The 25,421-nt window shown below is 64.5% G+C and carries 27 protein-coding genes and 1 other RNA gene; 2 read left to right on the plus strand and 26 right to left on the minus strand.

Annotated elements, in window-relative coordinates; genetic code table 11:
• The first annotated feature begins 214 nt into the window (after nucleotides 1-214).
• Entirely contained in the window at nucleotides 215-415 is a 201-nt protein-coding gene (locus tag IEX97_RS09105; protein WP_188882529.1) for a CDGSH iron-sulfur domain-containing protein, read from the plus strand.
• A 231-nt stretch (nucleotides 416-646) separates the two neighbouring features.
• Here the strand turns inward: IEX97_RS09105 and IEX97_RS09110 are convergent, their stop codons facing one another.
• From IEX97_RS09110 to rpsU, 24 genes are all read right to left on the minus strand, one after another.
• Nucleotides 647-1,465: an NUDIX hydrolase gene (locus IEX97_RS09110; RefSeq protein WP_188882531.1), complete on the minus strand. Its 819-nt coding sequence runs from the start codon at nucleotides 1,463-1,465 to the stop codon at nucleotides 647-649.
• A complete protein-coding gene (locus IEX97_RS09115; protein WP_188882533.1) occupies nucleotides 1,455-2,309 on the minus strand; it encodes an MBL fold metallo-hydrolase in 855 nt (284 codons plus the stop codon). Before IEX97_RS09115 ends, IEX97_RS09110 begins: the two co-directional genes overlap by 11 nt.
• Before the next feature lie 26 nt (nucleotides 2,310-2,335).
• Entirely contained in the window at nucleotides 2,336-3,343 is a 1,008-nt protein-coding gene (locus IEX97_RS09120; protein ID WP_188882534.1) for a DUF3048 domain-containing protein, read from the minus strand.
• A gap of 26 nt (nucleotides 3,344-3,369) precedes the next feature.
• Complete coding sequence (locus IEX97_RS09125) at nucleotides 3,370-3,951, minus strand: TIGR00725 family protein (protein ID WP_229776722.1); 582 nt, start codon at nucleotides 3,949-3,951, stop codon at nucleotides 3,370-3,372.
• Nucleotides 3,952-4,118: 167 nt separating this feature from the next.
• Nucleotides 4,119-4,685 carry an NADPH-dependent FMN reductase gene (locus IEX97_RS09130; protein WP_188882535.1) on the minus strand — a complete coding sequence of 189 codons (567 nt, stop codon included), beginning with the start codon at nucleotides 4,683-4,685 and terminating at the stop codon, nucleotides 4,119-4,121.
• A gap of 58 nt (nucleotides 4,686-4,743) precedes the next feature.
• Nucleotides 4,744-5,277, minus strand: coding sequence for a YceI family protein (locus IEX97_RS09135; protein WP_188882536.1), 534 nt, complete (start codon nucleotides 5,275-5,277; stop codon nucleotides 4,744-4,746).
• A gap of 204 nt (nucleotides 5,278-5,481) precedes the next feature.
• An RNA gene (gene rnpB, locus IEX97_RS09140) (RNase P RNA component class A) lies at nucleotides 5,482-5,910 on the minus strand.
• Between the two features lie 169 nt (nucleotides 5,911-6,079).
• Nucleotides 6,080-7,186, minus strand: coding sequence for a Nif3-like dinuclear metal center hexameric protein (locus IEX97_RS09145; RefSeq protein ID WP_229776723.1), 1,107 nt, complete (start codon nucleotides 7,184-7,186; stop codon nucleotides 6,080-6,082).
• A 3-nt stretch (nucleotides 7,187-7,189) separates the two neighbouring features.
• Entirely contained in the window at nucleotides 7,190-8,008 is an 819-nt protein-coding gene (locus IEX97_RS09150) for a tRNA (adenine(22)-N(1))-methyltransferase (protein WP_188882537.1), read from the minus strand.
• On the minus strand, nucleotides 7,978-8,589 hold the full coding sequence (locus IEX97_RS09155) for a YdcF family protein (RefSeq protein WP_188882538.1): 612 nt from the start codon (nucleotides 8,587-8,589) through the stop codon (nucleotides 7,978-7,980). The genes IEX97_RS09150 and IEX97_RS09155 overlap by 31 nt, the downstream gene beginning before the upstream one ends.
• Nucleotides 8,590-8,731: 142 nt before the next feature.
• Complete coding sequence (gene rpoD, locus IEX97_RS09160) at nucleotides 8,732-9,865, minus strand: RNA polymerase sigma factor RpoD (RefSeq protein WP_188882539.1); 1,134 nt, start codon at nucleotides 9,863-9,865, stop codon at nucleotides 8,732-8,734.
• A complete protein-coding gene (gene dnaG, locus IEX97_RS09165) occupies nucleotides 9,862-11,709 on the minus strand; it encodes a DNA primase (protein WP_188882540.1) in 1,848 nt (615 codons plus the stop codon). Before dnaG ends, rpoD begins: the two co-directional genes overlap by 4 nt.
• Before the next feature lie 370 nt (nucleotides 11,710-12,079).
• Nucleotides 12,080-12,922, minus strand: coding sequence for a pyruvate, water dikinase regulatory protein (locus IEX97_RS09170; protein WP_188882541.1), 843 nt, complete (start codon nucleotides 12,920-12,922; stop codon nucleotides 12,080-12,082).
• Nucleotide 12,923: 1 nt separating this feature from the next.
• Nucleotides 12,924-13,706, minus strand: a complete 783-nt coding sequence (recO, locus tag IEX97_RS09175) for a DNA repair protein RecO (RefSeq protein WP_188882543.1) — start codon at nucleotides 13,704-13,706, stop codon at nucleotides 12,924-12,926.
• Between the two features lie 75 nt (nucleotides 13,707-13,781).
• Entirely contained in the window at nucleotides 13,782-13,946 is a 165-nt protein-coding gene (locus IEX97_RS09180) for a YqzL family protein (protein ID WP_188882545.1), read from the minus strand.
• Between the two features lie 139 nt (nucleotides 13,947-14,085).
• A complete protein-coding gene (gene era / locus IEX97_RS09185) occupies nucleotides 14,086-14,991 on the minus strand; it encodes a GTPase Era (protein ID WP_188882547.1) in 906 nt (301 codons plus the stop codon).
• Nucleotides 14,952-15,497, minus strand: coding sequence for a diacylglycerol kinase (locus IEX97_RS09190; protein ID WP_188882549.1), 546 nt, complete (start codon nucleotides 15,495-15,497; stop codon nucleotides 14,952-14,954). The genes era and IEX97_RS09190 overlap by 40 nt, the downstream gene beginning before the upstream one ends.
• On the minus strand, nucleotides 15,494-16,033 hold the full coding sequence (gene ybeY / locus IEX97_RS09195; RefSeq protein ID WP_188882550.1) for an rRNA maturation RNase YbeY: 540 nt from the start codon (nucleotides 16,031-16,033) through the stop codon (nucleotides 15,494-15,496). Before ybeY ends, IEX97_RS09190 begins: the two co-directional genes overlap by 4 nt.
• Nucleotides 16,030-18,156, minus strand: a complete 2,127-nt coding sequence (locus tag IEX97_RS09200; RefSeq protein WP_229776725.1) for an HD family phosphohydrolase — start codon at nucleotides 18,154-18,156, stop codon at nucleotides 16,030-16,032. The genes ybeY and IEX97_RS09200 overlap by 4 nt, the downstream gene beginning before the upstream one ends.
• A gap of 78 nt (nucleotides 18,157-18,234) precedes the next feature.
• Nucleotides 18,235-19,209, minus strand: coding sequence for a PhoH family protein (locus tag IEX97_RS09205; RefSeq protein WP_373289429.1), 975 nt, complete (start codon nucleotides 19,207-19,209; stop codon nucleotides 18,235-18,237).
• A gap of 54 nt (nucleotides 19,210-19,263) precedes the next feature.
• Nucleotides 19,264-20,472 (minus strand): sporulation protein YqfD, encoded by a 1,209-nt coding sequence (gene yqfD, locus IEX97_RS09210; protein ID WP_188882551.1) that lies wholly within the window; start codon nucleotides 20,470-20,472, stop codon nucleotides 19,264-19,266.
• Nucleotides 20,469-20,768: a YabP/YqfC family sporulation protein gene (locus IEX97_RS09215; protein WP_188882552.1), complete on the minus strand. Its 300-nt coding sequence runs from the start codon at nucleotides 20,766-20,768 to the stop codon at nucleotides 20,469-20,471. Before IEX97_RS09215 ends, yqfD begins: the two co-directional genes overlap by 4 nt.
• A gap of 173 nt (nucleotides 20,769-20,941) precedes the next feature.
• Nucleotides 20,942-21,388, minus strand: coding sequence for a GatB/YqeY domain-containing protein (locus IEX97_RS09220; protein ID WP_188882553.1), 447 nt, complete (start codon nucleotides 21,386-21,388; stop codon nucleotides 20,942-20,944).
• Nucleotides 21,389-21,450: 62 nt separating this feature from the next.
• Nucleotides 21,451-21,633 carry a 30S ribosomal protein S21 gene (gene rpsU, locus IEX97_RS09225; RefSeq protein WP_188882554.1) on the minus strand — a complete coding sequence of 61 codons (183 nt, stop codon included), beginning with the start codon at nucleotides 21,631-21,633 and terminating at the stop codon, nucleotides 21,451-21,453.
• A 132-nt stretch (nucleotides 21,634-21,765) separates the two neighbouring features.
• On the opposite strand from rpsU, the gene IEX97_RS09230 reads away from it, so the two are divergent.
• On the plus strand, nucleotides 21,766-22,707 hold the full coding sequence (locus tag IEX97_RS09230; protein ID WP_188882556.1) for a Na/Pi cotransporter family protein: 942 nt from the start codon (nucleotides 21,766-21,768) through the stop codon (nucleotides 22,705-22,707).
• On the opposite strand, the gene IEX97_RS09235 is transcribed toward IEX97_RS09230, so the two are convergent.
• Together IEX97_RS09235 and mtaB are read right to left on the minus strand one after the other, a co-directional pair.
• Nucleotides 22,704-23,903 (minus strand): NUDIX hydrolase, encoded by a 1,200-nt coding sequence (locus IEX97_RS09235; protein ID WP_188882557.1) that lies wholly within the window; start codon nucleotides 23,901-23,903, stop codon nucleotides 22,704-22,706. The genes IEX97_RS09230 and IEX97_RS09235 overlap by 4 nt on opposite strands.
• Nucleotides 23,904-23,984: 81 nt before the next feature.
• Nucleotides 23,985-25,418 carry a tRNA (N(6)-L-threonylcarbamoyladenosine(37)-C(2))-methylthiotransferase MtaB gene (gene mtaB / locus IEX97_RS09240; protein ID WP_188882558.1) on the minus strand — a complete coding sequence of 478 codons (1,434 nt, stop codon included), beginning with the start codon at nucleotides 25,416-25,418 and terminating at the stop codon, nucleotides 23,985-23,987.
• Nucleotides 25,419-25,421: the final 3 nt, after the last annotated feature.

A 25,421-nucleotide genomic window follows, 5' to 3' on the forward strand; every position in this document is an offset into this window, starting at 1 on the left:
GTTGTTCCTGACCACCGAGGCGGTGGTGGCCGACAAGCCGGAGAAGGAGAAGGCTCCGGCCGGCGGCGGCAATATGGATATGTGATGCGGGCGAGTTCAGCCTGCTTGCGGACAGGGTCCGGCGTGGTCCCGGGCCCTGTACCTGTTTTTCCCTGTACCCATCTGTCACGGTGAACGGACCCGAAACCACACGACACGAAAGGAGTCAGGGAAATTGGCCGAGGTCATCATCAAGGTGAACGACCATGGTTCGTATCGCATTGAAGGCCCTGTGAAACTCCTCGACGGGGCAGGCAACGAAATCGAACACAAGGAAAAATTTTCCCTATGCCGCTGTGGACAATCCCAGAACAAGCCGTTCTGTGACGGATCGCATAAGCAAGCTGGCTTTACCTCCGAAGTGCGTGCGAAGTAGCCACACGCAAGGGCCATCGCCTCGGCGCGCCAGCGCGGTGCGTCATATCTTGATGGCAAGCAAATGTGTCGCAGGCGCAGCGTTTGAGGTGATGCCGCATGAAATTCGATACGGTGCTCAAACTCGGTTCGCTCGCCATTTCCGTGGCCCAAGACGAAAAGGTGCGCGCATTGGTCAAGATGGCCCATCAGGGTGCAAAACGGCGCGGCCTGCTCCATCCAGGGCCGCCCATCATCCCTCAGGTCTTTCCGGCCCATCCGGCTCCCTACTCGTCGCATGCTGCGGCGCCTTGGGCTTTGGGGCAGCGCCCGCACAAGCCGTGAGCGAAACGCCGAGACGGGCCCGCGCCCGCTCCATCCGTTCAAGTACCGTCACGTAATATGACCACGGGCGCGGGACGAAATCGTCCCGCCGCGCCGTCTCCCGCAGGTTCCTCTCCGTGGCACACGGCATGCCGGCGTGAGCTTGCGCACCGCCGCAAACCGGTGTGCCGTGATGCGGCAAACGCGTCATTTCCACCATCTCCCGATCGCCGCAAAACAGCGCGATCAGGTCCGGGAGCCTGGCCTCGTACAGCGCGGCGACCTCGCGCGGATGGAAACGCCAAACGATGGGGTCGGCAGCGGGGAGCACGTAGAGGAAAACCGTCCATATCTCACGGTCGCACCAGTTTGCGCCGTCCGCATCGACGTGGCGGAATTCACCGAGATACGTCAAGTCATCCGGACGGACGACCAACCCAAGCTCCTCAGCGAACTCCCGCACCCCGTCTCGCCATGTCTCTCCAGCGCGCAGGTGTCCGGCCACACTCACATCCAGCCGCCCTGGATGGCGCTCCTTGGCGGCATGGCGGCGTTGCACGACCACTCGCCATCCATCGTCGGCACAACGTACCACCCAGCCATGAAAAGTCCGGTGCCACAAGCCCAGCCGATGGGCGTCATGCCGCCGCACCTCGCCCAGCATCCGGCCGTCTTCGTCGTACACATCCACCCATTCCTCGTCGTCCGGTTCGCACCTTTGGCCGTGTGCTTCTCTCTCATTTGACATACACGAACCGCTCCCCGACCGCCATCATGTGAAATTTCAGGCTGCGGTGAGCCTGAAAGACGTAATCCACGAAGTAGGCCGGATTCTCCCGGTTGCTGGGAAACATGTCGTAATGGATGGGAACGACCAAATCGGCGCCCACGGCCGCGGCGAAATCGGCCGCGTCCCGGGCCGTCATGTTGCCGACAATCCCCCTCGCCGCCCGGGCATAGTCGGTGCCGTTGATGGGCAAGAGAACCACATCGGGCCGGAACGCGCTGACTTCCGTGATGAGCTCCGGGGTGACCAAGGTATCTCCGGCGTGATAGACTTTGACATCGTTGGCGCGCATGAGGTAGCCGACGTAGACCGGGTGGCCGTGATCGTCCCACTCGTACGCCGTATGCGCCGCCGGAATCGCCTGCACGACAAAATCTCCCCACCGCATGTCTCGTCCAGGCACGGCCGCCGCGATGCGATCCTCGCGAATCCCGAGCTCGCGCAGCGTCCGCACCTGCGCCGCAGGGACGACAAATTGGGTCTTTTGCGACGCGGCAGCCAAGGCGCGCAGGGTCAACGGATCGAAATGGTCATCGTGGTGGTGCGTGACGAGCACCGCGTCCACCCCTGCCAACTCCTCCGGGGTGAGCGGTGGCGGGAATTCCCGCTTAAACTCTGTTTTCGGATTCCGTTCCTCGATGGCATAGCTCAAATACGGGTCGACACACACGCTGCCTCCGGCCCGGCGACCCTGAAACAAATACCCGGCTTGGCCGAGGTTCCAGATGGCCAAGCAGCCAGGAGGCAGATCTGTGTTCTGCCACTCATCCCGCAACAGGCGGCCGGACTTGTACACGGGCACCATGGCGCACCCTCCTTGCGCAGGCTCCGTCAGCGAACGGAGACAGCCACCGAATGGTCGACGACCTCAATCCAGGTATTTCCTGGCCGCAACACCATCAAACGGCCGTGCGCATCCAGGTACTCGATCACGCCGCGTTCTGTCCGCTTCCAGGTTCCGCGCACCGTCTTGCCTGCGCTGCAATACACCGCCGTCCCGCCGTGCAGAAGGTCAATCTGGATGCGCTCCTTCGGGTCGTTCGGAATGGGTGCCATCCGCGCATACTGTACGATGACGTTGGTCACCGCAATCTGATGCCCGGTGGCGCGATCGACGTGCGGTGCACCGTCCTGCCAGCGCAGATACTGGCCGCGCGACGGGTCGTACGCGTAATGAACCCGCGTGAACGCATTGTACGTGATGTCGATGGTCCGCGCCGGCATCCCCCCTGTCAGGTCAGGGCGGCCGAAGCGGAAATGACCGTTTTTGACCTGTTCCCGAAACGCCGGCAAGCGGTCGGTGTGCAGGTACGCATTGTGCGGTGCGACCCGGGACGGATCGCGCGAGAAGTACTGGCCGTCGTAGATGCCGTCCAGATGCGGATACGGGTACGAGCGCAACATCCGATATGCCTGCGGGCTGCCGCCAAAGTGGATGAACGGCGCGCCCCAGTCTGCCGCAGTCTCGACAAAATACGGCCGCGCGCTGCGCATGGGCCCCACGAGCGGGGGGATGTGATCATGGAAAAGGGCGAGATAGCGCGTGATGGTCCCTTCCGCTTCCATCTCATACACGATGTCGGCATCCACAAGACCTGTCTGTGGCCGCGCCTCCGGCGCGTTCTCCACCGTGGCCGCAAAAAACTCCGTTTGTGCATGGTGCAACGGCAAGCCGGTGGTCGGCGAGACGCGCGCCGGAGATGGTTGCTGCCCGGCATGCTTGGCCGGTGCAGGCGAAGGGGCGGGCGTCCCCCCTTGCGGAGTGCGTCCGCACCCGGACACCCATGCGGCAAGCGTCACCGCCAGCCCCAGCATGCGCCACCCGCTCGCAGGCCTCATCATCCTGCCTCCCTGCCTCCGCATCCTCACCCGTCTGCTTTCCATTTTGCCTGCTCGCTCGGCCATGCGCAACGGGCTTGCCTGGCGAGTGCCATGGCTCGTTGCACCGCCTCTTCCGCCGTCTGGACGAAATCGAGGGCCACCGTGCGCCGCGTATCCAGGTAGCGCCCGTCGTACACCACCTGTTTGATGCGGGCCGCCCAACCGCCCGACGGTTCCAGCACGATGACCGGCCGGCGATTGAGATACGCGGCCGACAGTTCGCCCAACGTGCCGTTGCCGCCCGCCACCATGATCACGACGTCCGACGAGTGCACCAGGACCAAGCTCCGATAGTCAAAGCCAAAGCCCGTCGTAATCGGGATGTCGATGTAGGGATTGGCCATGCCCGGGTCATCTCCGGGCAAAATCCCGACCACCAGGCCCCCGGCTGCCTTGGCGCCTCGCGACACCGCTTCCATCACCCCGTTGGTGCCGCCGGTGAGCAGCACGCACCCCTGACGGGCGATCTCCTGCCCCAACGCCTCAGCCATCGCCCAGACCGCAGCGGACACCTCACCCGATTGCCCGATCACGCCAATGCGGATCATGGTTTCATCCTTTCTCAAGGTCGCTTTGCGTCCCCCTCCCTGTCCACCACCATGTTCTCATGATACCATGGGCCGCCCGCTTTCACCTGGCGGCCTCATGCGGATGGTTCAAACCGGGCCTGCCGAAAAGACAAAACGCCCCCGGGTCAGCGCCAGGGCGTGACCCGGAGGCGTGGGAGGTGCAATCATGGCGTGTGACGCGCATCCTGGGCAGAAGCGGCAAATTGGATGAACCGTTCCATCACGTCGTCGAGGAAGGACAAGGTGGCTGGATCGACAAGGGGGCCGGAGGGCGCGAACTTGTCCGCCGCGAAGTTCACGAGCACCTCGTTGCCGCCGGGAGGCATGACGCGCGCCGACACACCGGGGCTGGCCAGTATCTCCCGCAGATGCAAGTGGGCCCGGATGGTCCCCAACATCCCGGTGGACGCCCCGGCGATGAACACCGGCTTGCCGACCATCACCCGTTCACCGCGGGACAACCAGTCGATGGCGTTTTTCAAGACGCCCGGCACCGACCAGTTGTATTCCGGCGTGAAGATGAACACTGCATCCGCCGCAGCCACCTGGGCTTTGAACGCTTGGACGACAGGGGGCGGATTCAGCTCTTCGTCCTGGTTGAACGGCGGCAAGACGGACAAATCCGCAAACTCCATCTGCAAGCGATCCCGGTACCTGTCTCGTACGGTCTCCGCAAGGCGGCGGTTGAACGAATCACGCCGCAGGCTGCCGACCATGGCGACGACTTTCATCCTCTGCCTCCCGTTCGTGAGCAAATCGCGTGGTGCAACGCACGCACACGCTGCCTGCTTATGCCTGCTTGATGGCCTGGATGACGACTGAGATCTGCACGTCGTCGCCGACCAGCACACCGCCGGTCTCCAACACCGCATTCCACTTCAGACCGTACTCGCTGCGGCTGATGGTGCCGCGCGCGCTGAATCCGGCCCGTTCATTCCCCCACGGGTCCTTTCCGGATCCCTCGTACGTCACGATGAACGTCTCCTGGCGGGTGACATCGCGGATGGTCAGGTCGCCCGTCACTTCATACTCCCCTGGGCTCTTGCGGGTGATCTTGGTCGCCTTGAACGTGATGGCGGGGTACTTTTCGACGTCGAAAAAGTCGGCGCTGCGCAAGTGGTTGTCGCGGTCCTCGTTCCGCGTATCGATGCTGGACGCATCGACCGTGAACTCGATGGTCGCCGTCGTCAAGTCTTCCGGATCCGCTTCAATGTTCGCGTCGAACTTCTTGAACGATCCGTTCACCCGCGCGAACATCATGTGTTTGATGGAAAAGTCGATGTTGCTGTGTGCCAAGTCCAAAGCCCATTTCGTCTTCGCCATCGGGTCCCCTCCTATACCATCCTATACTTATCAAATACAAGAAACTAACAATTTGTAACTCAACAAGTTCATCATATCCACCGGCGTCGCCGTTGTCAAGGCTTACCGCTCTCCAGTATGGTATGAAAACCGCGCAAAAAACCGCGCCGCCGCCGAGAACCCCTCTCAGCGACGACGCGGTGCATGAAAAGAGTATGTAACCGGAGAGAAAGCAAGTCTGTAAGCCGAGTTCTGTCCTCCGCGTGCTGCAAACGGCCTGTTCCAACAAGCGGAACCACGGCCTCGCACGATATGGAGTGGCAACCATCTATCTAGGCCGACTGTTGCCAGCCGGCTCAAGCGACCTACCCGAGTGCGTGGCGGGCCACCACATATGCACTCCTACCTGGTCTTGCTCCGGGTGGGGTTTACCTAGCCAGCCTGTCTCCAGGCTGCTGGTGCGCTCTTACCGCACCGTTGCACCCTTGCCTGTGCGGCCGGCGGATGCCGGCCGCCATCGGCGGTCTGCATTTCTGTGGCACTTTCCCTAGGATCGCTCCCGCCGGACGTTATCCGGCACCCTGCCCTGTGGAGCTCGGACTTTCCTCCCGTGCAGCGTCCCCACGCCGCACCGGCGGTTGCCCGACTTACTTTCTCTCCCGGTATCGACTTGTATAGTATACGCGATGCTTCTCTTCACGGCAAGAGAAGATTCGCCCACATTCGCCAAAATCCGCCACCCGCCACCCGCCACCCGCCGCCACCCGCCATCCGGCACCCGGCGCCCGGGTGCACGCCACGCCTTGGCGCGAACCGGCGCGCATCACAGCCATCGCACCGGATCCTCCGGAACGGCGAGGACATCCACCTCGACCGCACCGCCAAGCTTTCGGTGCAGGGCGGCGGCGACCGACCGCAACACAGGCCGTTCCAACGCCGCGTGGGTCGCGTCGACCATCGCGAGCCCGTCATGCCAGGCATCCGCGAGCGCGTGGTGATCACAATCCGCTGTCACCAACACGTCCGCCCCTTTGCGCAAGGCCGTTGCCGCCCACTTGCTCCCGGAACCGCCGATGACCGCGACCCGCCGGACGCTGCGGTCGGGATCGCCCGCATAGCGAATATGGGGCAGCCCGAGAACCTGCCGGACGTGTTCCGCAAACGCTGAGAGCGACATGGGCCGGGACAATGCGCCGACCCTGCCCAATCCGTACGTACGTCCGGGCAGGCGGAGCGGATAGACGTCATACGCCACCTCTTCGTACGGGTGCGCGGACAACATCGCCTCGGTCACCGCGGCCAAACGCCCCGCGGGGACAATGGTCTCAAGCCGTACCTCTTCCACGCGCTCCAGGCGGCCCGCCTCACCGATGTACGGCCGCGCCCCTTCCTCCGGCAGGAATGTGCCGGTTCCCGCCACATTGAACGTACAATGGCTGTAGCGGCCGATGTGGCCTGCGCCGGCTGCACACACGGCAGCCAGCACCGTCTCGTGGTGGCTTGTGGGAACGTAGACCACGAGCTTGTACAAGTGTTCCTCATGGATGGGTTCCAACACCTCGCACGCCTGCAATCCGAGCAGTTCTGCCAACACGTCGTTCACACCGCCGTCCGCGATGTCGAGGTTCGTATGGGCGACAAACACCGCCAAATCGTGTGCCAATGCCGCAGCCAACGCCTGGCCGCGGGATGTGCCCGTGTCAATCTGCCCCAACGGATGGTAAAACAAGGCGTGATGGGTGATGAGCAGGTCCACACCCGCACGGATGGCATGGTGGATGACCGGCGGCGACGGATCGAGCGCGAGTCCCACCTTCCGCACCGGCTTGTCCCGCCGCCCTATCTGCAAGCCAATCCGGTCCCCGGGCATCGCCAACGCGGCCGGAGCCAACTGTTCCATCGCAGCCATCACGTCCTCCACGCGCACCACTTCTCATCCCTCCTCATGCCGGGTATCGCCATCATGCCTGCCGCACCCCGCGCCGGCGTGCGCTTGCCACGCCGCCACACGCCGCAACCGGTCCGCAAGCACCTGCTGCTTCGCGGCTGCACCGGAAGTTTCCGCCTTGTCCAACTGCCGGCATATCCGCCGCCACTTCTCCGCAGTCTGCGCCACGAGCGAGCGGACCTGCGCATCGGGCCTGGACAAAAGATACGGCCCGAAGATGAACGCCAAATCCATCCACACCTCATCTGCAGCATACGGGTCGTACGCGCGGTCCGCACCCTGGCCGGACGGCGGATCGAACACGACCATTTCATACAACCGGCCCTCCGCCGCCACCACTTCCTCATGGACGATGCGCCAACAGGCGCCGTACATAAACCGCCGTACCTGTTCCGCCGCGTTCATCGGTTGGATGATGAACCGGCTCGTCCCGGCGACGACCGCGGGTTCCGCGGCGAGGATGTCGCGCACCGTGCGGCCGCCCATCCCGGCGATGACCACCGTGGCGGCCTCTCCCGGGTAGAGGGGAGTGAGCCCCGGCCCGAGCCGGACGGAGATGGCGTCGAGCAGCCGCCACTTGCGGACGTTGGCCAATGCCGCCCGGTAAGGGCCAGGCGCAATGTCGGTGGCGATGGCCAGCGGTACCCTGCCTGACTGAACAAGGTAAATCGGCAGAAAGGCGTGGTCCGTCCCCACATCCGCCACGGGACGGCCGGTGAGCACGAATTCCGCCACGCGCTGCAAACGCGGCGACAGTTTGATCCCGCCTTCCGTCACGCCCGCTTCCGCCGGCAATCCCGCCAATCCACCTTTCCCTGAAGGAAGTACCATCCCCACGCCAGCACCTCGCGCAAGCGGTAACGGGCGTCCCGTCGCCGCGACGGCGCCGCGTATCCCGTCACCGCCATCCCAATCCGGCGCGCGACGCACAGCGCGCGCGGCAAATGGTAGTCGCTCGTCACCACCACCCCGCTCTTCAGCCCGCACGCCGCCATCAACCGTCGCGCGTTGACCAAGTTCTCCCAAGTATCGCGCGACGTTTGTTCTTCCACGATGTGCTCCGGCGACACGCCGTGAAAAACCAGGAACCGCTTCATGGCGCTCGACTCCGTCACCGTCTCATCATGGCCTCGTCCGCCGCAGACGATGATCCAACGCACCACGCCGAGGCGGTAGAGGGAGATGGTGGCGCGCAAGCGGTCGGCCAGCGTCCGGCTGGGACGGTACCCTTCCGTATGAGCGCCCAGCACAATCCCTGCTTCAGCCGGACGGGGGCGTTCCCGCCGGCCGCGCCGGACCAGCCAACCCGCTGCGGCCATCCAGGCCGTCAACCCTGCGCACAACAACACGGAGCCCACCGCGCCTGCGAAGACCAGCCCGCGCATGCCCCACGGCCCCCCGATTTACAAACGGCCGTGCAGCTTGCACGGCCTTTTCCCCATACGTATGCGCCCAGCCGCCGGCTTGATGCCGGCGTGCCTCCCGCAGCCCGAGCGACAGCCTCCGTCCGGAAGCACACGCGGCGTCTTACTCCAGAAAGTCTTTCAAACGCTTGCTGCGGCTGGGATGGCGCAGCTTGCGCAACGCCTTTGCCTCAATCTGGCGGATGCGTTCGCGGGTGACGCCGAACACCTTGCCCACCTCTTCCAGGGTGCGGGTGCGGCCGTCGTCGAGGCCGAAGCGCAGGCGCAGGACGTTCTCCTCTCGTTCGGTCAACGTGTCCAAGACGTCCTCCAACTGTTCCTTGAGCAACTCGTACGCCGCCGCATCCGCAGGTGCAGGTGCTTCATCATCCGGGATGAAGTCTCCCAGGTGCGAGTCGTCTTCTTCCCCGATGGGTGTCTCCAGCGACACCGGCTCCTGGGCAATCTTCTGGATCTCCCGCACCTTTTCCGGCGTCATGTCCATCTCGGCGGCGATTTCCTCCGCCGTCGGCTCCCTTCCCAACTCCTGGAGCAACTGGCGCGAGACGCGGATGAGCTTGTTGATGGTCTCCACCATGTGCACCGGGATACGGATGGTGCGCGCCTGGTCGGCGATGGCCCGCGTGATGGCTTGGCGGATCCACCACGTCGCATACGTGCTGAACTTGTAGCCCTTGCGGTAATCGAACTTTTCAACGGCCTTGATCAGGCCGAGATTCCCCTCCTGAATGAGGTCGAGGAACAACATGCCACGGCCGACGTAACGTTTGGCGATGCTCACCACGAGGCGCAGATTCGCCTCCGCCAACCGCCGCTTCGCCTCCTCATCCCCTTGCTCAATCCGCTTCGCCAGCTCAATCTCCTCTTCCGCGGTCAAGAGCGGCACACGCCCAATCTCCTTCAGGTACATGCGCACCGGATCGCTGATCTTGACACCCGGGGGCATCGACAGGTCGTCGAGATCGAACCGTTCATCGACCTCGTCCAGCTCATCGGCACCCGGTTCACCCGCATCCAGGTCGTCGCGGCTGTTGATGATCTCGATCCCTTTTTCCGACAGCAGGTCGAAAAACTCGTCCAGCTGATCCGGGTCGAGGTCAAACGGCGCCAACCGGTTGACGATCTCGTTGTATGTCAACGTGCCACGCTTTTTCCCCAGTTCAATCAGCTCTGCCTTCACATCCTGAAGGGTGCGGCCCTGATCGTCTTCGCGGGCGTCTCTGTTTATGTTCTTCATGTTCTCCCCGCCTCCTTGGCATCCGCCGCCTGGGCAGACGGCGGCAGTCTCCACTGCAAGAGCTGGCGCCGCAGTTCCGCCAACTCGGATTGATAGGTGGAAATCGCGTCGGCATCCCGGCGAAGCTGCGCGGCTTTCCACTTGGCGAGTGTGTCTTTGTAACGCCGGTGCAGCAGGTGCCTGCGGATGGTCTGCAAATACGCAGCCAACAACGCGGTGTCGAACGGTTTCGCCTCGCGGACCATGAGGGAAGAAGCCAGCGAACGGAGCGCAGCGTCCTCCAAGCGGTCCAGAAAATCGGCTGCCGATCCGTCCGGCCGTTGCGACCAGTACCAATACAGCCTTGCCAACAGCGCCGTCTGCTCCGGCGTCGCCAGCTCATCGACCCCCTCGGCTTCCAGCGTCCGGCACACGTCCGGGTCCGTCAGCATCCACTGCAGAATCTGGTCGCCAGCCTCGATGTAACCTTTTTTCAGCTTCGCAACCAACGGCCGTCTTCCCTGCACCGCAGGCCCGGACGGTCCCTGTGCCCGCCGCGCCGTCCGGTGTGCCAGTGCCCGCCATTCCTCCCGCAGCACATCCACGGGCACCTGCACCTCGGCAGCCAGCTCCTTGATTTGCGCTTCCGCCTCGACCGGCGACGCCCGCGCGGCCAACAACGCAAGCACCTTGCGCACATACTCCATCCGTTCGGCGGTCTGCCCGAGGTCGAAGCGCTCCCGCAAGCGCCGGACGAAAAACTGGACGGGCGTCAACGCCCCCGACTGCACCAAGTGGCGAAACGCCGTTTGGCCACCGCCGCGCAGCCAATCGTCCGGGTCCATGCCGGACGGGATCCACAACACCCTGGGCGTCAAACCGGCTTTTTCCGCCGTCTCGATGCAACGCTCGGCCGCACCGAGGCCAGCCTCATCCCCGTCATACGCAATGATGAGACGGTTTGCCATACGCGCCACGGTCAACGCCTGTTCTTCCGTAAACCCGGTACCCATGGCGGCGATGACGTTGCGGACGCCGGCCTGCCATGCCGCCAACACGTCCATGTACCCTTCGAGGAGCACCGCAGTCCCCGTCTCCCGCATCGCCTTGCGCGCCCGGTTCAGATTGAACAGCACGCGTCCCTTGTGGAACAAGGGTGTCTCGGGTGAATTCAGGTATTTCGGCTTCCCGTCGGGCGCCAGGGCCCGGCCGGCAAAGCCGATGACGCGGCCGCGCGCGTCCTCGATGGGGATGACGATCCGCCCCCGGAAGCGATCCACGACCCGGTTGCCGACCGCGACGGCGATGCCGGATTCAACCAGCAGCGCCGGATCGAACCCGCGCCGTTCCAGCCATCCGACCACGGCCCGTTCTGCATCCGGCGCGTACCCGAGGCGGAACTCCGCCATGGTCTGACGCGTCAAGCCTCTGCCTTCCAGATACGTGAGGGCTTGCACACCGGCCGTCGTATTCATTAGAATATAGCTGTACAGCTTCGTTGCGAGTTCGTGCGCTTCCCGCATCTTTTCGATGCGTGACGAAGTGCCAGAACTGTGCGTTCTTTGGAGCGCACCGGGCAGTTCGATGCCCGCCCGTTCGGCAAGGCGCGCCACCGCTTCCGGGAACCCGATGCCCTCGATGTCCATCAGGAACCGGATGACGGTGCCGCTGGCGCCACAACCGAAACAGTGATACACTTGACGCTCAGGCGAGACGGAAAACGAGGGCGTCCGTTCATTGTGGAACGGACACAATCCCACGTACGACCGGCCGCTCCGGCGCAAAGGGACGTATTCCGAGATGACGTCGACGATGTCCACTCGGCTTCTGATCTCGTCCACCAGCGTATCCGGAATTGATCTCACGCCACCACCCTCTTCGCCGTCCCGGGGGAGAGACCTTGCATGTGCGCCGGGGCACACCGCGCGTCGAGTTGTGCCTGTGCACCTGTCTGTGAGGGATCAATTCTACAGGGATGCGTGTTTTCCTCCTCGCCGCGAAAAAACTCGCCCTGCTCCAACAGCGTTCGACACCGTGCTGTCGCACCGCGCCGTCACGCCGCTTCCCCGCCGCGTTTGCCCCGGGACACACAGAGACCCAGGCCGATGCAGATGAGCGGTCAGCGTCAGATCAAACCATATTATCGACCGGCCCAGTCAGATTTATCCTCATCGGCGTTCTGCATTCAGTCTATTGTGTATTCACAGTCCTTATGTACTCCGCCCGGTGCCTGACCTACAGGGCGGTATCCGCCATTCCGTTCGTGCGCCGGGAACGGGAAATCAGGTCGAGGATCAAGGCGGCCGTCTCCTCGACCGCCTTGTTGGTCACGTCAATCACTGGACAATGCAGGCGTTGCATCACCTCCGCCGCGAACGCAAGTTCTTCGCGAATGCGCGCACAGCTCGCATACTCCGCCTCCGCGGGCAATCCGAGGCTGCGGAGGCGCTCGCGGCGGATCAGATTCAACGCGGCGGGTTGGATGGTCAGACCGATGACTTTGCCGCTGCCCTTCAACGCAAACAACTCTGCCGGCGGAGCGACCTCGGGCAGCAACGGAAGATTGGCGACGCGCAACCGACGATGCGCCAGATACATGCTGAGCGGCGTCTTCGATGTCCGCGACACCCCGATGAGGACGACATCGGCCCGCATCAGCCCGCGCGGATCGCGGCCGTCGTCGTGCTGCACCGCGAACTCAATCGCCTCCACCCGCCGGAAGTACTCCTCATCCAACTGGCGGACCAATCCTGGCTGGTGCCGCGGCGGAACGCCCGTCACAGCCGCGAACGCTTCCAGCATCGGGCCCATGATGTCGACGGCCCGCACGGCAAACCTGCGGGCTGCGCTCAGCATATGCTCCCGCAACTCGGGCAACACCAACGTAAACGCCACCACACCAGCCTCCGCGCGTGCGGCCGCCAACACTTCGTCAATCTGCCGCCGGCTCTGCACGTGCGAGGTGCGCCGGATGTCGCACAGGCCGCCATCAAACTGACTTGCGGCCGCGCGCACCACAAACTCTGCGGTCTCCCCCACCGAGTCGGAAACAATGTAGACCACGGGCAGGCGCGGCATGTCATTCCCCCTCCTCGTCCACCGACGGCATCCCGCCGTTCACATCGAGCAGGCTGTCGAGAACACTCCGCGACCGCAGGGACAGCCCTGCGTACTCGGACATCTGCAGGCGCAACAGGCGATCCAGCACCCGGCACGTTTCGTCACCGATCGCGATGCGGCCCATGCGCTGCACCGGGACCCGGCTGAACTGTTCCAAAACGCGCGCCGCAGCAGCAGACACGGGCCATCCCGGCCCTCGATAGCGCGTCTGACATGCTGCACATAAAAGGCCGCCGGCCTGGACATGGTACCATCCAGTGTCCGTCCATGGCGCACCGCATTCGACGCATCGCGTCCAAACGGGAGCCGCGCCGAGCATACGCAGCACCTTGGCCTCCCAGACGCGGGCCAGGACGGCCGGCGGATCGCTGGCGTTGGCCAGCCGGTCGAGCAAGCCCACAAAATCTTGAAACGCACTGGCCGGCGCCGACGGCGCGTCTTCGATGCCGATGCACGCCAATTCACAGACGTATGCAGCGTATGCCGCCAAATCGAGGCGTTCTCGCAAGGCGCGCCGCGTCGTGATGACCTCCACCTGACGCACGTCCGCCATCCCGCGCCCCTGGTAGAGCGCGTACATGCCTTGGGCGCACAGTTGAGAACCTGCCGCCAGTCTGCTCTGAGGTTTTTTCGCACCGCGCGCCATCGCAGCCAGCTTTCCGCTCGGGGTCAGCAGCGTGAGCACAGCATGCGTCTCTCCGTACGCGACGGTCCGGATGACCACGGCTTCGGTGTTGAACACCAATCCTCCCCGTCACTCCTCCCGGACGCTGTGACCGAACGCGTGCCGGCCGTAAGCAAAGGCGCGCCGCCCTGGTTACCAGATCCCTGCATGCCGGGATGATTCATGGACCACTTCCTGTTCGTCGGACTCTTCTTCCGCGTCCGCCTGTTTCATGGTCAATCGTTCATGCGCCTTGTACAGCAGGTACGCGTCGATGTCCCCCGTCAACGTGAAGTATCGCCATGAAAAATCCCGCATGGAATCCTCTCCTTCGGAAGGTGGTCGGCTGTGCTTCACGCGCGGAGAGCCGCACAAAATGTAGCGTGCCGTCGTCCGCCTGTCTTATGCCATGAAGCGGTTGCCAACCCGAAACGGCGAGGAGCGAAGCTGCGGGCCGTCACCCTCGGTCCTCGAATCCCCATTGGCGCAATAGCCCCGGGTGATTGCGCCAGTCGCGTTTCACCTTCACCCACAGTTCCAAAAACAACCTCGTCCCTAAAAGAATTTCCAACTCTTGTCTGGCCAGTTGACCGACCTGTTTGAGCATCTGCCCGCCTTTCCCGATGAGAATCGCCTTTTGGCTCTCCCGTTCCGTGTAGATCACCGCATGGACATACACCAGGTTCTTTTCTTGTCGCGGCACAAGCTGCTCGACTTCCACCATCACCGAGTGCGGGACCTCTTCCCGGGTCAACAACAGGACCTTTTCCCGTATGATCTCCGCGATGAGGAACGATTCCGGATGATCGGTGATCATCCCTTCCGGATAGTACCGCGGTCCTTCTGGCAATACCTGGACCAACTCCGCCTTCAACGCATCCAGATTGGTGCCGTCGAGCGCGGAAACCGGCAGGATGGCGTGAAACGGCAGCCGATCCTTGTAAGCTGCGATGATCTCGAGCACGGATGGCTTCGGCACCGCATCCACCTTGTTGATGAGCAGCATCACCGGTGTATCGACCGCCTTCAGCCGCTCGAGCACATGCGCGTCCCCGGGGTGATCCGGCTCGGTCGCGTCCATCACGGCGAGCACCGCGTCCACCTCGCGCAGCGTGGACTCCGCCGCCTTCACCATCATCTCGCCCAGAGCGTGCTTCGGCTTGTGCAGCCCCGGGGTATCGATAAAGACGACCTGGGCGTTTTCCAGGTTGAGCACCCCGCGGATGCGATTGCGCGTGGTCTGAGGGCGATGCGACGTGATGGCCACCTTATGACCCACCAACGCGTTCAACAACGTGGACTTGCCGACGTTCGGCCGCCCAATCAAGGCTGCGAACCCGGATCGAAATCCTGTTTCTTCCATGAGGTGGCCTCCTTTTCCTTCCGCCTCCATACGTACACCCATACGATGCCCAGTCCCGCCAGACACACGGCGCTCGCGGCCGCGCCAAACACATGCACGGCAGAGAACAGGCGCCAGTGCCACGGCCACGCGTGCGCGAGGATGTACAACCCGACGGCGGCCGCACCGCCGCTCGTGAGCAGCACGGCCCCCGCCGCGGCGTCTTTCACGCGGCGTGCCCAGTCCGTCACCTCTCCCGCACACACCTCGTCCGTCAACAACTCCACCGCCGTGTTCAACTGCTCCGCCCCCATCACGACCGCACTGGTGGCGATGACGAGCACCACATCCGGCAACGGCGGCCGCACCACCAACATGAACAGAAACATCGCCGCGGCCGCGGCAGAATGGATGCGCATGTTGCGTTCCGATGCCAGGGTCTCGCAGACCCCTGTCCACGCGTGGCGAAAGGCGGCGCGCAACGTATGCGCGGTACCTGCCCGCGGCCGCGCTCCCCGCCGGCTCATGGCGTACCCTTGCGCCCCGGATCGGCGGACGCCCGCTTGTCCTGCGCAGCGCGCGTCAGGCCGACGTCGTTCAAGATGGCTTCCTGCAGCCCGAACATCTCCTGCTCCGCCGCCTCGTCGCCGTGATCGTACCCCAACAGGTGCAAAAACCCATGCACCAGCAAAAAACCGATTTCGCGCGCAGCGGAGTGGCCGTACGCCTGCGCTTGCGCCAACGCGGTGGGCACGCTGACGACGATGTCACCCAACAGCGGCCGTTCATCTTCCGGCCCAGGCACGGCCTCTCCCTCCAGCATGGAGAAGGAGAGGACATCGGTCGGCCTGTCCACCCGCCGGTACCGCCGGTTCAATTCGTGGATTTCCTCATCGCTGACAAACGAAACCGACACTTCGCCGCGCACATCGAGCCGCCGCGCCGCCGCTTCAAGCACCCTGCGGACAAACGCCTCGTCGACCGGCGCTTCCGCCGGGACCGCGGTGCGTACGTCGACATCCACCCACAGCCTTGCCTCTCGCTCCTGTGCACCGAGGGTCATCTGCCGACTTCCTTTCGAATCTTGTCCAGGTCGGGGTACTCAATCCGCGCATGGTAAATCCCTTTCAGCGTCTTCATGAACGCCCCGACCATCGCGTCGAGGTCTTGCAGGGTCAAATCACACTCGTCCAACTGCCCGTCTTCCAGCCGATCGCGAATGATCTTCCGGATCACACCTTCCACCCGGTTCGGGGTGGGACGCGACATGCTCCGCACCGCCGCCTCCACCGCGTCGCAGATCATCACAATGGCGCACTCGCGCGTCTTCGGCTTGGGACCCGGGTACCGAAAGTCGTCCACCTTCACCGTCCCGGTCTTGTCCATCTCGCGCGCCTTGTTGTAGAAGTACCACAGGATGGTCGTCCCGTGATGGGTGGCGCAGATCTCGCGAATGGGCTTGGGTAATCCCGCTTCTTCCAGCATGCGCAAGCCATCGCTGACATGCGAGGTGATGATCAGATGACTTAAGCTCGGTGCAATCTTGTCGTGCGGGTTTTCCTTCGTCATCTGATTTTCCACGAAGAACATCGGCCGCTTCGTCTTGCCCACGTCATGGTAGTACGCACCGACCCTGCACAACAGCGGGTCCGCGCCCACCAACTCTGCCGCCGCCTCCGCCAGGTTGCCGACGATGAGGCTGTGGTGGTACGTTCCCGGCGCCTCCAACAGCAGCTTGCGCAGCAACGGATGGTTCGGATTGGACAGCTCGAGCAAGTGGATGGCGGTCAAAAGCCCGAACGCGCTCTCCAAGAACGGCAAGATGCCCATCGTCAAGACGGCGCTGGCGATGCCGTTCAACAACCCGAGTCCGAACTCAAGCGACACCGCGTGGACGTCGATCTCGCTGTTGTGCTGCAGCAGGTTCATCGCCAGGATCACCAGCGCGTTCATCCCGGACACGAAAAAGCCGGCGCGCATGAACGTGCCGCGGTGGGTGACCTTGGCCACGCTGTAGGCACCGACGAGGGAACCGACGAACCCGAGCACCGTGAACCAGTAACCGAAATCGAGCGCAGCCCCGTACAGGAGCGACAAGTAAAACGCGACCACCACCGCCACCGAGGCGTCCATCAACACCGTGATGAGCATCGGCCCGAGCGAGACAGGCACCAGGTACGCGATGGAGCTCGGCCCGCCGTCATTGATGATGGTCTTGGTGACGCTGATGAGCACCGACATCATGACCAAGACCAAGCCGAGGACCACCAGCATGAGGTTGTCCAAGCGGCGCCTTGCGGACCGTTGCTCGACGTACGCGGCCAACAACCCGACCGACAAGAGGATGTACAGGGCAAACCCTGCCGACATCGCGTAATTCGGGCGGTTGGACGACAACAGACCGACGTCCTGGAGCTGTTGCAACACCCGCGGCGTGATGACGCCGTTGCGTTCGACAATCACCTGGCCCTCATGGATGAGGATAGGCGGAACCGACCGCGCCGCTTGTTCCTGCGCCGCGCGCGTCGCCTCAGCCTGATAGATCATGTTGGGCCGAAGCACGCTCAGGACGACGTTCTGGACGATGTTTTGCGAGACCCGGTCGAGCGAGTAATTGAGCAACTGGCGGTCGACCAAGAGGCTCGCTTCTTCCATCAACGACTCGTTGAACGGCACGTCGAGCAGCGTGTGCACGATGCGGTCGCACACATTCTGCAGCATCGCCAGTTGCGACGGCTTCACGGTCAACAGCAGCTTCAGCGTCGCCACATCCAGCTTGCGCGGCGCGACCGCGAGCAGGCTGTCCAAACGCTGTGTGCGCGACATCGTCTTGTCGGTCACCACCTGTTCCGCGGTGGTGAACAGTTGGTCGACCTGATTGAGCGCTTCGATCTCGACGGCCTGGGACTGGACGTATTGTTTCGGGACGCGTTTGACGGCAGCCGCCCGCGCCTGCTCGGTGGCCGCAGTGTCGACCGCGGTGGTCGGTGCGACGATGGTGACGGGGCTGGTTTGCCCGACTTTAAAGTGGTAGCGGGGTGGCAACACACTGCCCAAGAGCAGCCAATACATCGCCAAGGCGAGCGACACCCAGATGGCGACCCGGACCCGCTTGCTCTCTCGAAACCGTTCGTCTTCCCGCCAGCGGCGCACCGCCTGCCGCCACGTCTCCCAGAAGGTCCACACGGCGTGCCTCACCTGCTCCCTGTCGGTGCGCGATGGCCGCCCCGCCCGTCCGTATGGCGACAGGCGCGCCACCTGCCCTCACGACGCTTCCGGGGCACCCGCGCGTTCATATGCGGCGATGATCTTTTGCACCAAATGGTGGCGGACCACGTCGTGGCCCGTGAAAAAGTGAAACGCAATCTCCTCCACGCCGCGCAAGACGCGCGTCGCCTCGACCAATCCAGAGAGCCTTCCTGCCGGCAGGTCGATCTGTGTCACATCCCCTGTGATCACCATCTTTGAACCTAAGCCGAGCCTTGTCAAGAACATCTTCATCTGCTCGGGCGTGGTGTTCTGCGCCTCATCCAGGATGACGAACGAATCGTCGAGGGTGCGGCCGCGCATGTACGCCAACGGCGCGATCTCGATGTTTCCCCGCTCGAGCGCCCGCTGTACCTGCTCCGCGCCATACACGTCGTACAGGGCATCGTAGAGCGGCCGCAGATACGGGTCGACCTTTTCCTGGAGGTCGCCGGGGAGAAAACCGAGCTTCTCTCCCGCCTCGACAGCGGGCCGCGTCAACACAATCCGCTTCACTTCCCCGCGCCGCAGCGCCATCACCGCCATCGCCACCGCCAAGTACGTCTTTCCCGTCCCGGCCGGACCGATGCCGAAGACGATGTCATAGCGCCGAATGGCCTCCACGTAACGGCGCTGGCCGAGCGTCTTCACCCGCACCGCCTTTCCCTTGTAGGTGGTGGCCACCTCGCTGGTGTACAGGGACACCAGTTCACCGAGATCGCCGGAGCGGGCCAAGTCGATGGCGTACCGATAGTCACGCTCAGACAAATGTACGCCAAGTTGCACGAGTTGCGCGCATACTCGCACAATGGCGTACATTTGTTCGACCTCATCCGCGGGACCTGCGAACGACACCTCGTTGCCCCGCACGGTCACCTTGGCGCGGTAGTGCGCATCCAGCAAGCTCAGCAACGCGTCATTCGGACCCAGCACGGACATCGCTTCTTCATTGTTCGCGAATGTCCATTTTCGGACGATGACATCCTGCGCCAACCAGTCGCCAACCCCTTCGCCAAGCCGATGTGCCGCCGCGCCGCACGCCCATCGTCATCCTGCTGTCCGACCCGGACCTCCCGCCGCGGCAGGCAGCGGCGCGGCCGTGCCGATGTCTTCCTCGACGCGCGTCAGTACCGTCTCGTATAGCTTACCATGCTCCACTTGGGTCTGTAAAACGGTCTGGCCGAGCACCCGCGCGTCCGCACCAGCCCGCGCGCGCACATCGAGCGCAGCCAGACGGAGCGCCTCCTTGCGCGCGGCTGACTCCGTCAACGCAAAGCGCCGCGGCTCGACCTCCCGTATCTCGTCCGACTGCCACCCCACCGGCAACCGCAAGCCGAACACACGCAGGTCACGCTCGTCCGACACGGTGACTTGCCTGGGATAATCCGCTTGCTTCCACCCCCAGACATGCAACGCCCACGCGCCGAAGCGGAGGTAAACGCGCCGGACCGACGCCCCGGTCCACGCCTGCTGCACAACCGAGAGCGGCAGGGCGACCTGCGATCGGTACCACACCTCGGCGTACACCTTGCCGTCCGCCGCGACGGCCACCCCGCTGTCGCCGAGGCGTCCGGAGATGAGCACCTGGCCGGGCTGCACCGTCTGCCCTGGCCGCACCACCACGTCTCCCCGCGTCGCAAACACCTTCAACACCGTGCCCGGCTTTGCCGCCACAATGTCCTGGGGAGCCGCGGGCGCGGGAGGTTGTGCCGGGATCTTGGGAAGAACCTCAAGTTGCGCTTTGGCGCCGTGCAATTGGACGCCAATCCAAACCAGCGACGGCAGGTGGTCGAGCATGCGCGCCTGCAACACTTCCACCTCCGGCAGGTTCCAGCGCCATGCCCCGACATACAAACCGTTTTCCCGCGCGGCCGCCACCACCTCCCGCACCAGGTCCTCGTCATCCGTGCCGCTGACGTCAACCTGCCAGATGATTGAGCTCAGGCACGCCAACACGCAAAGGAACAACACAGGGCCGACCCACATCACCTTGCGTTGACGGAGGCGGCGCGCGGCAAACGGCAAGCCAATCCTCTCCACCGCCCGCAACCGCACCTTGTGGCGGCGGCATGCCGCGACGAGTGCGCGGAAGTCGCCGAGGGCAATCCGCAACGAACAGCGGTCATCGCCCACGCGGACATCGTACAACGGCACACCCTCCGCATGCAGGTCTCGCAACACCCTCGCCACGAATGCGCCCCGCAGTTCCAGCCGCACGGCCCCCCGCCACCGGTGTTCCCACGGGACGCGGCTCATCCAGGTTCCTCCTCCGAACGGCGGTACTCGATGGTCGTCAACTCGCCGTGCACATGCACCTCGCGCGCGGCGATGAACGTGACGGTGAAGTGCGCGCCGCACAATCGGACCGCAGCGTGATCGAGCGCCATTTCGACCTCGTCGGTGCTGACACGGCGGAGTTCCCGGACGTTCTCCACCACGACGTCCCGGCCGCCGATGACCGTCAAGCGTGAGACGCCGAGCAGCGCATCGGGCGGCAAGTTGAGCCACTGCGCCGCCCTGCGCCGTATCCGTCGTTTCCAGCCGGATGTCATGCGCGGCCCCTCCTTCTGCGCGGCCCCCGTTCAGTGCATGGATATGCCCGCCCGGCTGCGGATATGAACAAGCCAAGTCGTAGCAAAAAGCAAAGCCCGCCTCATGGCGGGCATGACAAACCTGTCTATGCAAGAGGGGGGTAGGGGAAGTCCGTCCGACGCGTGACAGCGCCTCAACCGCCCAGTTCCGACTGTACCCGTTGTTGGACCAGCTTGCCGTCGGCCCGGCCGCGGACCTTCGGCATCAGGACGCGCATCACCTTGCCCACGTCTTGGCGGGTGGTTGCGCCCACTTCCGCGATGGCCGCGCGGACGAGCGCCGTGAGCTCCTCCTCCGACAAAGGCTCCGGAAGATAGCCCTGCAAGACGGCAATCTCCGCCTCGGCCGCCGCGACCAAATCCGCGCGGCCTCCGGCCGCGAACTGGGCCATCGCGTCCCGCCGTTGCTTGACTTCCTTCTGAAGGACGGCGATGATGCCCGCATCGTCCAGCGGGCGGCCTTCTTCAATCTCCTTGTTCTTGATGGCCGCCTTCACCATGCGGACCACCGACAGGCGGACCTTGTCCTTTGTTTTCATCGCTTCTTTCAGGTCTTCATTCAAACGATCCAGCAGACTCAACAGAGACCCCTCGCTTCAGCCACCGTCCATGCCGGGTTCCGAAGCCGTACGCGTCACCGCCGTCAGTAAGAGCGCCGGCGATGCTTGCGCGCCGCCTCCGCCTTCTTTTTGCGCGCGACGCTCGGCTTTTCGTAGTGCTTCCGTTTCCGGATCTCGGCCAGGACGCCGTCGCGGGCAGTGGCCTTTTTAAACCGGCGCAGCGCGCTGTCCAGAGACTCGTTCTTGCGGACCTTGATCTCGGACATCCCTCTCCCTCCCCTCAACCTTGCAACGTAAATCAGACCCATTGTAGTACAGCCCCAACACGGGTGTCAAACGACCGATGGCCAAGACATGCTGCGCCCGCTGTGGACATAGGGTAGAGCGGAGGGAGAGAGATGTTCTGGAATCTGACGGCGGCCGCCGCGGCACTGCTCGGTTTCCTCGGCGGCCTGCACCTGCTGCGCACCGGACTCGCCCACACGGCGGGTCAGCGCTTGGAACGGCTGATCCACCACCTCGTCCGCACGCCCACGCGCGGTATCTTGACCGGCACGGCGTTCAGCGCCCTGTTGCAAAGTTCGGCCGCGGTCACCGCCATCGCGGTCGGTTTGGTTGCCAGCGGGCGCATGACGTTCGCCGACGCGATTGGGATCGTACTCGGTGCGAACGTTGGATCCACCGTCACACCCCAACTGTTGACGCTCAACCTGCTGGCCGTCGCAGTCCCCTGCCTGGTCTTGGGTGCCCTCGGCCTCACGTTCGCTTCTTCCCGCTGGCGAAACCCGTGCATCGCGTTGTTCGGTTTCGCCGCCATGGTCATCTCCCTGGAAACACTCGATACCGCGCTCACGCCGGTGGCACAAACCGGGGCGCTCCAGGCGTGGCTGCGCGACGCGGCGGAGAGCGAGCTGTGGGCAGCGTGGGCCGGTTGCCTGGCCAGCGCCATCCTGCAATCCAGCACCGCCACCACCATCATCACCATGACCCTGGCCGCCCAACACGCGATCCCGCTCACCGGTGCCATCGCCACGGTGCTCGGGGCCAATGTGGGCAGTTGCGTCACCTCGGTTCTCGCCGCCATCGGCCAAAGCCGCCCCGCACAGCGCGTCGCCCTCAGCCACGTGCTGCTCAACGCCGTCGGCGTGTGCGCGGTGCTGCCGCTCGTCCATCCGTTCGCCGCCTGGATGGCGGCGTGGGCGGACGAACCCGCCCAACAGGTTGCCAACGCCCACACCGTCTTCAATGTGGTCTGCACGCTCGCGGCGTGGCCGCTCGCGCGGCCATACGCCCGCTTCGTGGAACATCTCCTTCCCGACCGCGCCAACGCCGGAACCTAACGAAGCTGCCCCAGTTCAGCCAAACCTGCCGACGGCCGGGCCGAAGCGACATGGTCCGCCAGCCACACCCCGGTCGGCAACACCCTGCCCGGCAACGCGAGCAGCGCTTCGGCCGCCTGCAGTTCGTCGCGAGTGTCGACCCACAGAATGAATCGGTCCGCCCCCGCCGCCGCGGCGATCCGCTCCGCCATCGCGGCCTGGTGCGGCGACAGGCCGGCCAAGCGTACCACTGCACACAGCGCAGGCGATGCCCCGCCCGCGGCCGCCTCCCGTGCCGCCGCCGTCACGCCCGTCAGCGCGGCGAACACCGCCGGAAGATCGTCCGCGGCCAAGTCCGCCTGCGGCACGACCACCGCAATCCGGTCGGCGCCGGCCGCCACCGCGTGCCGGGCCGCGGCGGCGAGAACCGGAGGCGACCATGCACCGTGCGGCAGTCCGATGAGCGCCCCGACCCAGGTCCCGGCCGTTTTGAGCGCCACCGCAACCGGCAGCAGATGCGGTTCCACATACCATCCCTGCACAGCCTGCTCCTGCGCCGTCGCTCCCGTAGCCGCGGCTGTCCGCTGCCAGGCTGCGGCGAGCGCCACCGGATCGAGCGGACGCGCGCACACCGCCACCGGCACGGGGCCCTGTCGCGGCGGCATTTCCGCCTCCGTCCGCACGTCACGCGGTACAGCCAGCCACGCTGCCGCGGCCGGGAGAACCTCCCTGAGTTCTGCCGCCAGGGCGTCGGCCAGCCGCTCCCCCGCACGGCCGCCGCAGTACAGGCTGAGCAGCGCCTCCGCCTTGGCGAACACCCAGTTCCAATTGGCGTATCCCCGCCGCATCTGGAGTTCGCGCGCCGTATCCCATGGCACAAAATACGCCGCGGCCAACTCCTCCGCCTGATGCCGCGGCGATGCATCCGGCGCTGCCGCCTCCATCAGAAACAGGCGCACCTGCTTGCGGACCGGCTGCCCGGCGCGCGTCATCCGGTACTCCAGCCTGCCGAGCGGACAAACGACCCGGGCGCGGATCCCGGTCTCTTCCTCAACCTCGCGCAAAGCCGCCTCCTCCCAGCTTTCTCCGGGCTCCAGGTGGCCTTTGGGGAACGCGACGTGGCCATACGCGTCGTCGATCAACAACACCTCGTCCCCCGCCGGCGTTCGCCGCCATACCAAACCGCCCGCCGCGCGTTCCAGGCGCGCTTCATCCATGCCGCCGCACAACCGCTGTCACCCCTTCCCACGCACCGTGGTCGCCGACTGCGGCCAACGTGCGGCCGCACACCCCGCCGCTCACCCAAGCGCCGCGCGCCGTGGCCGCAGGATGGGCGCCTCCGTCTCGCCGTCCCACGCCGTCACCTGCTCGACCAGCACGCCGCGCTGCAGCTCGCTGCCCGTTCGTTCGATGCGGACACGGCAAACCTCGCCCACGAGCCGCGCCGGATCGACACCGTCCGGGACGGGAAACACCACCTTCAAATAGTTATCCGCGGTGCCGACGAGCCAGAACCTGCCGGAACCCGCGGCCGCGTCCGCGGCAGTTCCCTGGACGGGCGACCACGGTTCCTCCGGGATGACCTCGACCGTCCGGCCGAGAAACCCGCGCGCGTATTCCGCCGTCAACCGCTGCGACAACCGGATCAGGCGCTGTACCCGCTCCTCTTTCACGCGCTCCGGCACCTGATCCGGAAACTTCGCGGCCGGCGTCCCGGTGCGCGGCGAATACGGGAACACGTGCAGTTGCGCGAACCGCTGCTCCGCCACGAACGACTCGGTGGCGGCGAAGTACTCGTCCGTCTCGCCCGGAAAACCGACGATGATGTCGGACGTCACGGCGACCCCGGGCAGGGCGGCGCGGATGCGCGCCAGTTTGCCGGCGTACGCCTCCACCGTGTAATGACGGTTCATCCGCTTGAGCACCTGATTGTGCCCGGCCTGCAGCGGGATGTGCAGGTGGCGGCAGATCTTGCGCGACGCCGCCAACACTTCCAACAGATGGTCGTCGATCTCGCTGGCCTCGATGGAACTGATGCGGATGCGGTAGATCTCGTCCACCTTTTCCAAATCGGCCAACAGGTGCGCGAGGCGGTATCCGTCGAGGTCCGCTCCATATCCACCCGTGTGGATGCCGGTGAGGACGATTTCCCGGTACCCGGCCGCCGCCAGCTTCCTGGCCTGCGCGATGACCTTCTCCGGTTTGCGGCTGCGGATCAGCCCGCGCGCGTACGGGATGATGCAGAAGGTGCAGAAGTGGTTGCAACCGTCCTGGATTTTCAAGCTCGCGCGCGATCGCTCCTCGAAGTACGGGACGTCGAGCTCGTCGAACTCCCGCGCCTTGAGGATGTTGCCGACCGCCCGCACCGGCGTCGGATACGGGTGTTGCTCCTGCCAGACCTGTTCCACCAGTTCGACGATCTGCGACTTGCGGTCGTTGCCGACAATCAGGTCGACACCGTGGATGGCGGCCACTTCGTCCGGCGCCACCTGGGCGTAACACCCGGTCACGACGACCACCGCGTCCGGGTTGGTCCGTACCGCGCGCCGGATCACCTGGCGCGACTTGCGGTCGCCCGTGTTGGTGACGGAACACGTGTTGATGACATACACGTCCGCCTTTTCCTCAAACGGCACCTGCCTGTATCCTGCTGCCTTGAACTTCTGCCAGATGCCTTCGGTGTCGTAGAAGTTCACCTTGCAGCCGAGTGTATGAAACGCCACCGTCCGCATGCC

It is taken from the genome of Paenalicyclobacillus cellulosilyticus, from assembly GCF_014647315.1.
Lineage (GTDB): Bacteria > Bacillota > Bacilli > Alicyclobacillales > Alicyclobacillaceae > Alicyclobacillus_J > Alicyclobacillus_J cellulosilyticus.

Bases quoted from the DNA above. Each gene is read 5' to 3' on its own strand.
- IEX97_RS09110 (WP_188882531.1), bottom strand. From the start codon at position 1,465: ATGTCAAATGAGAGAGAAGCACACGGCCAAAGGTGCGAACCGGACGAC.
- IEX97_RS09115 (WP_188882533.1), bottom strand. From the start codon at position 2,309: ATGGTGCCCGTGTACAAGTCCGGCCGCCTGTTGCGGGATGAGTGGCAG.
- IEX97_RS09120 (WP_188882534.1), bottom strand. From the start codon at position 3,343: ATGAGGCCTGCGAGCGGGTGGCGCATGCTGGGGCTGGCGGTGACGCTT.
- IEX97_RS09130 (WP_188882535.1), bottom strand. From the start codon at position 4,685: ATGAAAGTCGTCGCCATGGTCGGCAGCCTGCGGCGTGATTCGTTCAAC.
- IEX97_RS09135 (WP_188882536.1), bottom strand. From the start codon at position 5,277: ATGGCGAAGACGAAATGGGCTTTGGACTTGGCACACAGCAACATCGAC.
- IEX97_RS09155 (WP_188882538.1), bottom strand. From the start codon at position 8,589: ATGCGCGGGCTGGTCTTCGCAGGCGCGGTGGGCTCCGTGTTGTTGTGC.
- rpoD (WP_188882539.1), bottom strand. From the start codon at position 9,865: ATGAAGAACATAAACAGAGACGCCCGCGAAGACGATCAGGGCCGCACC.
- IEX97_RS09170 (WP_188882541.1), bottom strand. From the start codon at position 12,922: ATGCCGCGCCTGCCCGTGGTCTACATTGTTTCCGACTCGGTGGGGGAG.
- IEX97_RS09180 (WP_188882545.1), bottom strand. From the start codon at position 13,946: ATGCGGGATTTTTCATGGCGATACTTCACGTTGACGGGGGACATCGAC.
- era (WP_188882547.1), bottom strand. From the start codon at position 14,991: ATGGAAGAAACAGGATTTCGATCCGGGTTCGCAGCCTTGATTGGGCGG.
- IEX97_RS09190 (WP_188882549.1), bottom strand. From the start codon at position 15,497: ATGAGCCGGCGGGGAGCGCGGCCGCGGGCAGGTACCGCGCATACGTTG.
- ybeY (WP_188882550.1), bottom strand. From the start codon at position 16,033: ATGACCCTCGGTGCACAGGAGCGAGAGGCAAGGCTGTGGGTGGATGTC.
- yqfD (WP_188882551.1), bottom strand. From the start codon at position 20,472: ATGAGCCGCGTCCCGTGGGAACACCGGTGGCGGGGGGCCGTGCGGCTG.
- IEX97_RS09215 (WP_188882552.1), bottom strand. From the start codon at position 20,768: ATGACATCCGGCTGGAAACGACGGATACGGCGCAGGGCGGCGCAGTGG.
- rpsU (WP_188882554.1), bottom strand. From the start codon at position 21,633: ATGTCCGAGATCAAGGTCCGCAAGAACGAGTCTCTGGACAGCGCGCTG.
- IEX97_RS09230 (WP_188882556.1), top strand. From the start codon at position 21,766: ATGTTCTGGAATCTGACGGCGGCCGCCGCGGCACTGCTCGGTTTCCTC.
- IEX97_RS09235 (WP_188882557.1), bottom strand. From the start codon at position 23,903: ATGGATGAAGCGCGCCTGGAACGCGCGGCGGGCGGTTTGGTATGGCGG.
- mtaB (WP_188882558.1), bottom strand. From the start codon at position 25,418: ATGCGGACGGTGGCGTTTCATACACTCGGCTGCAAGGTGAACTTCTAC.